Source organism: Chitinophaga sp. RCC_12, assembly GCF_041360695.1.
Taxonomy (GTDB): domain Bacteria; phylum Bacteroidota; class Bacteroidia; order Chitinophagales; family Chitinophagaceae; genus Chitinophaga.
In genome coordinates, this window is the sequence record NZ_JBFUPS010000004.1 from 480,303 (window position 1) to 493,620 (window position 13,318).

8 protein-coding genes and 1 tRNA gene are annotated in these 13,318 nt (G+C 44.5%); 2 read left to right on the forward strand and 7 right to left on the reverse strand.

Annotated elements, in window-relative coordinates; genetic code table 11:
- Positions 1-45 precede the first annotated feature (45 nt).
- Both AB6805_RS15080 and AB6805_RS15085 read right to left on the reverse strand, forming a co-directional pair.
- Positions 46-1,530 (reverse strand): arylsulfatase, encoded by a 1,485-nt coding sequence (locus AB6805_RS15080; RefSeq protein WP_370910255.1) that lies wholly within the window; start codon positions 1,528-1,530, stop codon positions 46-48.
- A gap of 61 nt (positions 1,531-1,591) precedes the next feature.
- Positions 1,592-2,869 carry a hemolysin family protein gene (locus tag AB6805_RS15085; RefSeq protein ID WP_370910256.1) on the reverse strand — a complete coding sequence of 426 codons (1,278 nt, stop codon included), beginning with the start codon at positions 2,867-2,869 and terminating at the stop codon, positions 1,592-1,594.
- A gap of 145 nt (positions 2,870-3,014) precedes the next feature.
- On the opposite strand from AB6805_RS15085, the gene AB6805_RS15090 reads away from it, so the two are divergent.
- A tRNA-Leu gene (locus AB6805_RS15090) sits at positions 3,015-3,098 on the forward strand.
- A gap of 332 nt (positions 3,099-3,430) precedes the next feature.
- Here the strand turns inward: AB6805_RS15090 and AB6805_RS15095 are convergent.
- Positions 3,431-3,817, reverse strand: a complete 387-nt coding sequence (locus tag AB6805_RS15095) for a winged helix-turn-helix transcriptional regulator (RefSeq protein WP_370910257.1) — start codon at positions 3,815-3,817, stop codon at positions 3,431-3,433.
- A 73-nt stretch (positions 3,818-3,890) separates the two neighbouring features.
- On the opposite strand from AB6805_RS15095, the gene AB6805_RS15100 reads away from it, so the two are divergent.
- Positions 3,891-4,772, forward strand: a complete 882-nt coding sequence (locus AB6805_RS15100) for an NmrA family NAD(P)-binding protein (protein WP_370910258.1) — start codon at positions 3,891-3,893, stop codon at positions 4,770-4,772.
- A gap of 214 nt (positions 4,773-4,986) precedes the next feature.
- On the opposite strand, the gene AB6805_RS15105 is transcribed toward AB6805_RS15100, so the two are convergent.
- The 4 genes from AB6805_RS15105 to AB6805_RS15120 all read right to left on the reverse strand — a co-directional run bounded on the left by AB6805_RS15105 (position 4,987) and on the right by AB6805_RS15120 (position 13,157).
- Positions 4,987-8,334: a glycosyl hydrolase gene (locus tag AB6805_RS15105; protein ID WP_370910259.1), complete on the reverse strand. Its 3,348-nt coding sequence runs from the start codon at positions 8,332-8,334 to the stop codon at positions 4,987-4,989.
- Between the two features lie 72 nt (positions 8,335-8,406).
- A complete protein-coding gene (locus AB6805_RS15110; protein ID WP_370910260.1) occupies positions 8,407-11,286 on the reverse strand; it encodes a TonB-dependent receptor in 2,880 nt (959 codons plus the stop codon).
- An 89-nt stretch (positions 11,287-11,375) separates the two neighbouring features.
- A complete protein-coding gene (locus tag AB6805_RS15115) occupies positions 11,376-12,488 on the reverse strand; it encodes a FecR family protein (protein WP_370910261.1) in 1,113 nt (370 codons plus the stop codon).
- A 63-nt stretch (positions 12,489-12,551) separates the two neighbouring features.
- Positions 12,552-13,157 (reverse strand): RNA polymerase sigma-70 factor, encoded by a 606-nt coding sequence (locus tag AB6805_RS15120; protein WP_370910262.1) that lies wholly within the window; start codon positions 13,155-13,157, stop codon positions 12,552-12,554.
- Between the last annotated feature and the right edge of the window lie 161 nt (positions 13,158-13,318).

Below are 13,318 nucleotides of genomic sequence, written 5' to 3' on the forward strand. Positions count from 1 at the left end.
AATGGCCGGTATGTTCAACCGCGTTGAACATACCGGTGGTGTTTTTTATTTCGTTTTGTTTGTTTTTGGGTTGATGAATTCCCATTCATTGATATGTGCGTTCCGGTGTTCTTTTTTTACAATGTCGTTGAATACCGGCAGCATGGCAGTATGTGCTGCCGCCACATCGTGTGCTTCTGCTTTATCGGTACTGAGGTCGTACAGTTCCCAGGGTGCGGCGGGATTTTTCTTCAGGCCGTTTTTAATGGCTTTCCATTTTCCCATGCGGATAGCGATGGCGCCGCCTTTTTCGGGATATTCAAAATAGAGATATTTTCTTTCTGCTTGTTGGGCATGTTTGCCCGTCATTTCCGGCAGCAGTGAAATGCCATCGTTTGGTGGGGCGGGAATGCGGGCAATGGCGGCTAAGGTGGCCATCAGGTCGTATTGAACGGCCGGCAGCTCCGATGTTTTCCCTGCCGGTATTTTCCCTGGCCAGCGGGCTATGAAGGGTTCTCGGATACCACCTTCGTAAAGGTCCATTTTAAGCCCTTTCAGCCCCCCGGTGCTATTAAAGAAGGCAGCGTCCACGCCGCCGTTAAAAGTGGTGCCATTATCGCTGGAAAACATAATGATGGTATTGTTGTCCAACCCCAGACTGGCAATTAAGTTCATAATAATGCCCACCTGTGAATCCAGGTAAGTGATCATGGCCGCGTAGGCCGACAGCGGGTATTTCTGCGGGCTGTAGCCCTGCTGGCCGTAGTAGGGCTTTTCATTGAACTGCCCGAGGTATTGCTGCAGGGCGCTGTCGGGCACCTGTAATGACACATGTGGTATGGTGTAGGGGAGATAGAGAAAGAAGGGGCGCTGTTGATTTTTCCTGATAAACTGTGTGGCTTTTTTTGTCATTTCATCTATCGCATAATCTTTCCCTTTATAGTAATCAAAATCGGCGTCGGTGGCAGTGGCGGGCGACAGTGACTTGTGTACATCAATGAAAGTATTCCCGAGACTGTCGGCTTTACCGTTTTCCCAGAGGTGGGTAGGATAGAAGCTGTGGGATTGTTTCTGATCGAGGTACCCATAGAAGTAGTCGAAGCCCTGGCGGTTAGGATCGCCGGTGTTGTATTGCATGCCCAGTCCCCATTTACCGATGGCGCCGGTAGTGTAGCCGGCTTTTTGAAGCATGGTGCCGATGGTAACGGTACCTTCCGGCAGGGGCATTTGTCCCCCTTCCAGTGAATCGGGGAAGCCGCCCATTTCATAATTCCCGCGGATATACGAATGTCCGCCATGGCGGCCGGTAAGCAGCATACAGCGTGCAGGCGCGCACACGGGTGTGCTGGTATAAAACTGGTTAAAGTGGATGCCTTCCGCGGAGAGGCGGTCGAGGTGGGGTGTTTTTATTTTCTGTTGCCCGTAAGGTCCTGTTTCTGCATAACCCAGGTCATCTGCATAAATAAAAATAATATTTGGCTTTCGTGTTTGCGCAGTGGAAATAAGGCCCTGCAAGACCAGTAGTCCAAGCAGGCAGGTTTTTCTTACCATAACCATCAGATTGTTTGTGTCAAGATAGACATGTTATGGTAGATAAACTATAGTAAAAGCATTATTGCGCAAGCGTTTGCGTACGGATGATTACTTCATCGATGCGGTGGTGATCCATTTTTTTTATTTCGAAAGTTACCTGGTTGAGCATTACTTTTTCGCCCGGAGCGGGGATATGTTTCAGCTTATCGATGAGGAGGCCGGCGATGGTTATATCTTCTTTTTCATATTCGCGGAGCCATTCGAAGTTCAGTGTTTCGCGGATATAGTTTAGCCGTGTATAGCCGTAGGTAAGCCAGCTTTTGTCGTCCTGCTGCACGAGATAACGCTCTGTGGCGTTGAATCCCGGCAGGCTGCCGCCGAGTAAGCCGGAAACGATATCATGATAGGAGATCATTCCTTCGCAGGTGCCGTACTCGTTGATCACTACGCCTACATTCGTGTTTTCGCGGCGCAACTGCTGGAAGATATCGTACACGGCCTGGTTCACCGACAGGAAAGAAACGGGGGAGAGCAGTGCTTCCAGCGGCTTATCGGGATACAGCAGGAATTCCTTCGCACCTAATGCGCCCAGCACTTCCCTTTTATCGCTGACCACAGGGAAGGTGCGGTGTATACTGCGTTTAATCGTGTCCGTTATTACCTCCCTGCTCATTTGATTATTGATGTAGGTGATCATGCTGGCCGGCGTCATGATGTTTTCCGCTGTGAGGTCGTATGCGGAGAACAGGTTTTTGTGCAGCGTGAATTCCCCTTTATCTATCAGTCCCTGTTTGTATGCGGCGGTGAGCATACTTCGTAAATCGTTTTCCGTTAATTTTTCTTCGCGGATCGTATTTACGGAAAAGAGGCCGAGAATGAACTTGGTGCTGGCGGTAAGCAGTTTAATAAAAGGATAGGTGATTTTTGAAAAGATGATCATCGAAGGGGTGATCAGGTAAGATACTTTTTCCGGGTTCAGCAGGGCAAGGGTTTTGGGGATGAGCTCACCGATAACGATAGTGAGGTAGGTGATGCTGCCTACACCAACGATCAGCGCTACGAGGTGCGCCATGCTTTCATGCAGGCCCCAGGAAGCAAATACTGGTTCCAGCCACGCAGCCATGAGATCGCCTCCGTATAGTCCTTCCAGTATGCCCACCAGCGTGATGCCTACCTGTACTGCGCTGAGGAATTCATCCGGGTCTTTGATGAGGTTTAGTACGTTGAGGGCTTTTTTATTGCCGTTGTCCGCCTGTTGCTGGAGCAGGGGTTTGTCGACAGAAATTAAACCAATCTCCGCAATGGAGAAATAAAAGTTGAGCGCAATAAGTACGAGTATGATGATGATAGAAGTCATAGTTATTTAAACAACAGCGGCGGGTTATTTGTTTACCGGGCTGGTTTTCAGGGGAGTTGTAGTGGTTGACTGAAAAAATATCCCGGTGAAATTTTGGAAAAATAAAATGGCTGCTTATATTTGCAGCCCTGACACAATATCAGTTGCCCAGATGGCGAAATTGGTAGACGCACTGTGTTCAGGTCGCAGCGCCTGCAAGGGTGTGCTGGTTCGAATCCAGTTCTGGGCACTTAAAATAGCAAACCCGCTCGTAGAGCGGGTTTGCTATTTTAATGATATTCCGGGGATCAGGTTGAAAACTTGGGCATTATGATGTTACGCATGGATTTTAGCTAGTCTGTAAAGGAAAAATCCTATATCTCTCACACCCCGTAGGGCTTTTTACCCTGGTGGGAAAATTCGGTTTGCATTACCTTGGTTTATCAAACATATTTAATTCCCTACTCCAATTAAAGAAACGTTTAAGTTCGTTTTGGTATAACTTATCAAAATAATCACTTTAATACTTAAATAACAGAATTCTACATACTGAATAGAAGATTTTCTTTAATAGGGAAATGTCTAATTTTTATCCTGATGCAGTGATTTGATCACTTCTTTACGATTGGACAGTCCAAATTCAATTAAAGTATTCAAGACATGCCAGATTTCTTGAGCGTGTTTAGTTAATTGGTAGTAAGTTATATCTTGTGTGGGGGTATATTCAATATTTTTTTCGATTAGCTGATGAGCTTCCAACGTCGTAAGTTCAGAACTTAGTACTTTCGGAGAAATACCATTAGATACTTCAAAGAAATCTTTAAACCGCAACTTCTCATAATAATGTAAGTTTAAAAGAATACAGAAACGCCATTTTCCACTTAATAAATCCAAGGTGTCTCTCAATGCTAGAAATCTTTGTTTTAAGATTTTTTCATTTTCTATACAAGGTTTTATTTTCTTTTCCATAATACTTTCCTAAAGGTTACTAACCACAAATTTACTAAATAAGGAAAGTAATTTTGCTGTAAACAGTATTAAAATGAAAAGAATCTTAGTTACCGGTGCAACTGGAAAGCAAGGTAGTGCCGCAGTATATGAGTTGCTAAAAAACAATTTTGAAGTATTTGCACTTACCCGAAATCCTCAATCTTCAAAAGCCGATAATTTAAAAAACGCAGGAGCAATTTTGGTGAAAGGCGATTTAGAAGATCTTGAAGGTTTAAGTAACATATTTAAAAAAGTCGACGGGCTTTTTTTAGTCCTTCCTCCTGTCTGGATTTCCAGCAAAGAAACGGATGAGAAAGAAGCAGAAATTGGAATACAAGCAATCAAATTTGCAGAAGAACAAGGCGTTAAATTTGTTCTTTATTCATCAGTTCTTGGATCGGATAAACAGGATTTATTTAGGCCAAAATTTAAATTTACAATCGAAAAATACTTATTAGAAAGCAATTTACAAGGAGCAGTAATTAGACCTGCTTCCTTTATGGAAAATCTACTTTTGCCAGGTTTCGGATTGGGAGAGGGTAAGTTTATCAATCCCTTACCTGAAGAAAAAGCAATCCCTTGGGTAGCCACCGGTGATATTGGAACTTTTGCCCGAATAATATTTCAGAATTATAAAGAATTCAATGGTAAAACAGTTGATTTTGGAGGTGAACTTTTTACACCTAAACAAGTTTTAATGTTATTGGAGGAGAAGTTGAACCAACCAATCAATTTCGTACAAGTACCCTTAGAAGTACTTTATCAACAAAGTGAAACATTTGCGAAACTGGTTGAAATGATCGACAAAGAAGGTTATGATCCTATCGATTACAAATTTATATCATCTTGGATGCCAAAGCTAACAGGCTTTGAACAATGGATGGATGAAATAGGAATTAAAAAAATAAAGGAATTACGTTCTGAAGATAATTAATCATCATTAAAATTATGATAAGTACTTTTTTACTCATGGCCGGAAGAAATTCTGGCCATTTTGGTAATTACTATCGTCCCCCGAACTAACTTAGTAATTATCAAACATATTTGGTTCGACAATGGTCCGCTACCGGCACGAAGTAAGAAAAGGCCGGAGAGATCTCCAGCCTTTTTCTTTTTGTATTCCTCTTTATTCTACGTATTGATAGTTCTTATTGAATTGAAATTACTTTTACCGGCCCTAACAACCCCGATGGCTGCAAAGGCGAAGCGGCGCTGTAAAAAGGAAGCGTTGTATAAGTAATCCTGTTTGTAACACCAGGTTGTGCATCACCGATCAAACGGTTCACCCAAAGATTGGTGACCTTTATTTCCAGCTTATTATCTCCTGCTTTGACAGCACTGGTTGCATCTATCCTAAAGGGCTTCTTCCATATTATACCCAGCGGTTTTCCATTGACCACAACTTCTGCCAGGTTCTTTACATCGCCGAGGTCTAACCACAATTGTGTTCCTTTCATGAAAGCGTTTGAACGGAGATTGATATGCTTTGTATAGGTGGCTGTACCGGAAAAGTATTTGATACCTGCATCGCCGTTCTCCGTGTAAGAGGCCAGTGTGTTAAAAGTAGCGCTGTCCGGAGCGCCGCGGTTGGGCTGGAACATTACCGTCCAGGAACCATCTGCCGTTGTTATCTCCTTTTCAGTTTTGACAGGAAGGGTGACTGCACTTTTTTTGGTATCTGACAGAAATACCACAAACACGGCATCATTTGGTGTCAGCTTCAACGACACGGTGGTGCGGTTGTTTGCTATTTTGTAAGAAGCCGGTTCCATGCTTCCGGTCTCCGGATGCCAGATCTGTGGCACTTTTCCGCTGATCCGGAATGTTGCTTCTACTGCTTCATTCCGGTCGTTCCGGTTGTTTACCCAATAGATATCACCGCCTGATAGTTTGCGGTGCACATATAGCAGGTGTGAATTATTTTGCGGTTTGGCATACTCAAAATCAGGCGGAATATTTAAAGAAAAAAGGACTTCTCTCAAAGATTTATTTGCGGAAACGTTTGAATTTGAGGAAGTCCATATTTCATTTACCAGGGTATTAAATTCATTTGGGTCATCAGCCAGACTTGGTGTGGCTATTGGTTTTACACCGGTAACAGTGGCGCCGGATTTTACCAGCTCCCTTAGTTTACGCAATGCAGACAACGTCATTTTAACAGCGCTGCTGTCCAGCACCAGCACGCGGTAGCTCATGCCGGCCGGCGTAATTAATCTGCCGTCTTTTACCGACAAAAGATGAATGAGTGCATCTGTATTGATGAAATCATAATCATATCCTTCCGGAATGACCGGCGGCTTTCTCCCAAAGAGGTTGGTGATGTTATTATCTTCTCCATAGTAATAAAGAATATCAGCTGCAAACCTGCCCTGCTGTAATAAATAGCTGCTGCGGGCCAGATAATCGTTCCATACTTTTGCCTGCTCAGCCCATGTTTCGTGGCGCGTATACCACTGGCCGAATGGTCCAAGGCCAAGTCCGGGAATCTTGGTATCCGACGGCTGGTGGGGCGAACAATGAATAACAAAGCGGTTTACGCCACTGGCCAGTTCCAGGTCTGCACTTGCTTTTAAGTTCCCGGGGTAATATGCCCACGCAGATCCGCCTACCCCCAAGGCTGTTAATGATTCCGCGGCTACTAAGTTTTGTCCGTACAGATGCGCTACCGATGCGGATTCCCGGATATCAATCGTATATCTTGTTTGATCGTTTTGATTTATGACAGGGTTAGGTGTCCATAACGCGGACATAGGGATAGCCGCTGTCCTTTTTACCTCCATACCATCCCCAATAAATGCGCGTCCATCTTCATGCGATTCGGAATAGCGCTTTATGCCGTATGTCGCCAGAATAGTGGTCAGCGCATCATAATGATATGCGGCCACCATTTCTCCCAATGTTTTCCTGAAATCAAACAGAAACGCCTCGCTGGCATCAGCGCTTTTCACGATGGCGCCTGTTAGTACAGGCAGCCAGGGAATAATGCTGTAGCCACGGCGTTGCTGAAACTCCGCCGGAAGATTGGCCGTCCAGTTTTGTGCGCCGGCTTCCCAGCTGTCTGTTACAAGGTATTGCAACGCACCTTTGCTGCCCATCAGGCTGCCGGTGGCATTTTTATATTGATCCAGGTAAGTGGTGAAGTATTTTTTTACGGCAACCGGGTCCAGCTTATCTACCTCCAGTCCTGTTGCGGGGTAGGAGGCCGGGTGGTTTATTGTGCCCAGCAATGAATACCCGAAGCGGATAATTCTCCATTCGCCTCCCTGTGGGGCCGTCCAGTTCAGTGTTCCATCTGCACGCAGCTTATCCGTAATATTAATCACCTCATCTACTGTATCACTGGTTTCAGCAGTTTTTTTGAGATCCAATAAATTACCCGCCGGTGCAAACGCCGATTTTTCTTCAAACCTGTTTACCCGGTCGGCAGTATAGAGAACGATTTCTGCAATTTCGGTGCCGCCTGTATTTTTTTTGCTCTTGTCGGCGAGTCCCATAGTGGCGGCTCGGTTAAAGGGAGGCGGTGGGTTTTTCACGGTAATGCGAAAGTATTTTGCCGTTGTTGCAGGCACGGGGATGGTTTGCTGTAAAATGGCGCCAGGTGGAATATAGGTGATCAACCGGTAATTCACGCCGTCGTCGCTTGCTTCCAATGCGCGGCCATCTGCGGGGTCTGCCCCCTGACCGTACATGCCGGGGTTGCCACCGCCAACCATGCTGACCGCTTTAATCGTTTGCGGTTGCGGAAAGGCAAATTGTATCCATGCATATCCTTTCACCGTGTCTTTCGGTAAAAGAATGCTTGTATTTAAATCGCCATCGGTAAGTTGAGATAAGGTAAAGTTGTTACTGCCCGACGTTACCACCGCGCCTAAGTCACTTAATGATTTGTCGGCTTGCGGCACTTTGCAGGCAAGTACTGCCACATCTTTATAAAATATTATATTTTTGGAGATGTCAGTCTTCCGTTCACCATAAGGCTGAACGGGAATATTTTGAAAAGGACCGGTAATACCCGGTGCAGGCGCTATTTTAATACCGGTGGCTCCGCCTTTTACACGGACTTCCGTCCACACTATTTTTTTCATCCCGTCTTCCGGCTTTACCCAGGGACCGCCGGTTTCACTGAATCCCGGCGAAGCGGCGATTGTCATTTCTAATTTGAGGGAATCAGCAAGTGTAGTGGCGAATCTGAAAGCGTCGACCCACTCCGGCGTCATATAAACAAGCGGTTTATCAACTATCTGGGACTTCTCCGAGCGGCCCAGTTCCACTTCAAAATTATGAAAGCCGCCAATACCCACCCGATGCATCCATTCCAGGTCTTTTCGGATGCCATCTTTACTAATGTTGCCATTCATCCAGTGCCACCACACACGTGGCTTTGCTTCATCTGGCGGGGTAATAAAATTTTTACGGAGGATATCGTTGTTTACCTGTTGCGCATTTCCTTTAACAAAAAGGAAAAGAAGCACTAGAAATACGCTTGTCCTGTGCACGAAATGAAGTTTAAAATTAACGGATATTACAAATGCACGAATACCTCATTCGTGCATTTGTAATTATTTAAACTAGAATTTAAATGCCGCTGTCATGAAATATGCTCTTGGCGCAATGGCAACGGTTGAGTAAGGGCGGTTACTCTTCACCGCGTCTTCATACATCTGCTTGGTAAATCCCTGCCTGTCGAGCGCTTCGTTGAATGAACCCGGCCGGCTCCAACTCATTACACCGTAAGTATTGAAGATATTGTTGACAATAAAACTTAACCGGAAGCTTTTAGAGACATCATAACCGGCGCTAAAATTGAACTGGCTGAATGATGGCAGCAGAAAAGCATTGGCCACATTTGCCTGGCGTTTCCCCATATATGACCAGGTGAACTGTGCGTAGAATTTATCCAGGTTGTAAGAAGGCGTAATATTGATCATACTTCTCGCGATGTTATCCGTTTCGTTTCCGGAGAAGGTAGTGACCAGTGAATCATCCTGCGGGCCTGGATTGTTTGCCAGCCATGTTTTGAAGTCCAGGGCTTTTGACCTTTGCAGTGTAATTACACCGTGAATATTGAAATGCTTTGCAAAGCCATAATCCGCTTCCACTTCTACGCCATAAGTTCTGTATTTATTGTATACCGGTAATGGATTGTAGCTGGTCTGATCCGTATTTTGAAATGTTTGCAGGTTGGGCACATGGCTCAGCACACTGTAAAAGGGTGTCACAAATAAACTCAGGTTACCTGTTTTTGCTTTTATGCCGAGTTCAAACTGGCTTACCTTCTGCGCCTGCGGATCTAATGTTTTTACAAGAAAATCGCTGGTAGCATTGATATACAAATCAAGATCAGGTGCTTTATTACCCTGTGAATAACGCCCGTAAACGGAGAAGTGAGTATTAATTTTATAATTCAGGCCCGCCGAATAAGAGAAAGTATTTAAGCTGTTGTTGAAGTTGAAGGTGGATGGGGTAGTGGCGTAAGCATTATCGTACAAGGTGAGCGGGTTTTTATCTATACCGCCGGCCGTATCCTGGTTAGCAACGGAAGGGCTGTTGTAGCCTTTCACGCGCACTGTTTCGTAACGCACTCCCCAATCGAGATTTAATGCCGGCGTTATTTGCCAGTTATGCCCGAAAAATAGCGCCAGTTGGTTTTGGGTAACATGATTAATTGTTTGGCCGACCCTGTTTACGGTCATAACGCCATTTGAATTTGTTACCAGGGCTGTGGTACCATCAGGATTGGTACGTGTAATACCTATTATCTGTGGTTGAGCTTCTACCGTGCCCAGCGCAAAGCCCAGCCGTCCGTTAAGCCTGTCCAGTTTTGTGGAACCCAAAAAACCACCGAGTGTGAAGCTCATGTTTTCCAGTTTTTTGGTTAAAGAAAACTGGTCGAGATATTCTTTTGCTTTATTGCTCACAAACAGGAGCGGTTCATAGAACAAAGAATTAGGAACCACCTCACCGCCTGGCAGGTTACTCTGGGTTACCGTAAATTTACGCCCGTCCAAAGTTTCTACCGTTGCCAGGTCCCGGCCGTTTTTCAGATCACGGATGTGATAAGTACCCGGTTGCCCGATGGTATTCATGCGGGTATAGATCGCCTGATCAGTCAGTTGTATCGGATAAACCGAGCCGTTGGTATTCCAGATGGTGCTTTTATCGGAGTAACGCATCGCATTACTAAATGTCCAGCCATCACCAAACCGCTGTTCCCAGTTAAATCCCGCAGATTTATCTGTTGAGTGAATCAGGTCCTTGTTGTTGTATATAGCGTTTTGGCCGGTTTGATTGATACTGAAATTTTGCTGAATGGAGGGCATCAGCACATTTGAATTTTCTGAAAAACCCGGCGCCGGTTTAGGATTTGTAAAACCAAGCGTTGGTGTAAATTCAAACCATCCGTTGTGGTCGTTTAAATATTTCGCGTAGAATTTCAGTGACCCTGATGAATATTTTTTTACGAGGTTGCCACGGAATTGTCCTCCATTGTTCATCGGGTAGCCGGGATATCTGGCGCCTTCTGCGTAGCGGTAAAAACCACCGGCATTCCAGAACCAGTTTTTGCCAAGGGGACCGCCAACATTAAGGTCTGTACGATAGAAGCTATTCTTGCCGTTTCCTTCCAGGCCGTATTTAGCGACAACTTCTCCCTGTGTTTTATCGCCGCCTTCTTTTGTGATATAGTTGAAGATACCGCCCGGTGCGTTTGCGCCCAGAATGGATGCGGTGCCGCCCCGGACGGCTTCCAGCCGGCCCACGGTGGCATCGGCACGGAGAAAGTAGTCGGGGCCAAAATTGCTGCATGTTATATTGGATACCGGCAAACCATCTTCCTGCATACTCACATAATAATACCCTGAAGCGCCATCATTGGAACCTACCGATACGCCACGGGAGTAAACCGTGTTACGAACCTCTCCCAGGGAGGAGTTGACATAAACACCCGGAACATTTTTAAGGATGTCGGATGCGCTTACCAGTGCCAGTTTGGATGCCTGGGCTGCGGAAATGGTGCTTATCGCTACTGAGGCTTCCATCTTTTTCCGTTTATCGAACACGCCGGTAACGACCACTTCTCCCAGGCCTGTAGCCGATGGCTTCATGTCAACAACCAAAGAAAATGTGGCGCCTCCTTTTAGGGTATAACCAGATAATTTTTGCGACTCATAGCCAATCATGGTAACAGAAAAACTGTAAGGACCACCGGCAGGCACGCCGGAAAAGGTGAATACGCCAGCGGTATCACTTTTGGTGCCGGATGTAAAGTTTGTTTTGTTGTTGCGAATAATAACTGACACGCCTGCAAGAGGTTCGTTATCTGCGCCATGCACAATACCTTTCACTAAATTGGTACCTTCCTGTGCCTTTGCATAGAATGGCGGAAGGATTTGTATAAGCAATAGAAGAGCTACCAGAACAGCCCTGAATTTAAGCAGTTCAAATTTCATGTGGAATTTGTTTTAATAAAAAGTAAAGGTCTGTATCAGTATGACTGAAGGCTCATCCTGCAGGATGCAATTATTAACGTGTTATGATTCTACTTGCTGATGATGAAAACGCTATCCTTTTTGGTGATCGTTAAGTTGTGAAGGATGGCAATTTCTTTTAAAATGTTCTCTAAAGAATCTGTTCTATTGTATTTGGCTGTAAAATATATGTTTTGAATATCCTTCTTCTTATACACTATTTGCACATTGAATAGCTGCGACAGGTGATCAAACACTTCTGACAGCAATTGATTGTTGAACTGGTACCACGAACCCTCTGTGTTTTCAGGCAGGGAAGGCTTATCATCAGACAATTCATCATTGATGATTTGCTCGGGAGCAGCCTTGTTGTTTAATTTAAATGACTTCACATTGGCGGCGTTTTGATTGCCGTAAACGAACGACTGTCCTGGTAACAGGTACACATCTTCTTCCATTTTACTGTTCGATGTATCTACAGGCTTCACTACCACTTTACCTTTATATAAACGAACTATCACCTGGTTGGAATTGCCAAAGGAAGTAACGGTAAATTCAGTTCCCAATGCAGTAGTTGAAATGTCACCACTGGTTACGGTAAAAGGTTTTGCCTTGTCGTGCGCTACTTTGAAGTACGCTTTACCCGTCAGTGATATGTCCCGCTTATCCGTAAACGGGTCCCGGTAAGTTACTTCGCTGTTGTTCGCCAAAACAATCAAAGAGCCATCTGCCAGCTGAATTCTTTTTTCTTTACCTGTTGTATTCACTTCATGCCGCACAACGAACCTTACGCTTTCTGTCTTTTCCGGAATATGCCCGGCAATAGGCCTGTCTGCGTTGTTGTTGCGGGAAAGCAGCCAACCTACACCAATTACTAAAAGGATGGATGCTGCCACAGCTGCTGCAAGCCACATGTTGACAGGCTTGGAAATTTCCCGGACTTCCACCTCCGGGAAATTTTGTTCCAAGCGATTCCACTTATCTTCCAGTTTCGTTTCATCCACCAGATATGTTAAGTCGTGCTTTAGCTCCGTAAGTTGCCAGACTTTTTTCAAATGATTAAAGTAGCGCTGGTTCTCTTCACTTGCATTGAGCCAGTTTTCAACAAATACTTTCTCCTCAGCAGTTTCCTCATTAAACAAGTATCTGACTAAAAGCTCGTCATATTGATTATTATGTTCCATGTGCGCTATATTATTTATACACCTGATGATGAATTCTTCCCTACAAACGGAAAAAAAATATTTTTACTTTTTTAGCAAGAGGCTGAAAATCAATACAATAATAAAGAGGAGAAACTTCGACAGCTTTTCCTTCAATTTGATCATAGCCCTGCTTATCTGGGTGTCCACTGTTTTTACAGATATATTTAACCGGCTGGCTATTTCCGCGTACTTTAACCCTTCAGATTTTCTGAGTTCAAATATGATGCGCATCTGTTCAGGGAGTTCTGCAATAGCAGCGTCTATAGCGGAACTTAGCTGCTTTAAATCAATACTGTTAAAGTCCGTTTCAGCAATATCTTCAGAAGTTGTTCTCAACAGATGGACTGCATACTGTTGCTTTACTTTTTCATGCCTGAGCGTATTTAAACTGAGATTGTTAACAATTTTATACAGATAAGATATTGGAGATATGTCAGGGGCAAGCGTTTGGCGGATTTCCCAAAGTTTGATGAAACCTGAATGAACAATCTCCTCTGCTGCATGAATGTCGAAGCCATATTTCAACTTACAGTAAACACAAAGAGGTGGATAATGTTGCTTAAATAACTCCTTAAAGGCAGCTTTGTCGAACCGTGGATTATCAGGAGGTACGCCATCCGGATTGTTTTGTGTGTAATTGATGCTCATTGGCAAGTGCTCACCTTTAAGTGAAAAGATAATTTGAGTATAGCGGTTGGATCGGTAAAATGTAGCTCCGACAATAATAATAAATATATATAACCTGGGAAATAAAATTTCCAAAGGCGATGTTTGGGATATCAATTTTAATGGCTTGCGAAAACAGGTAG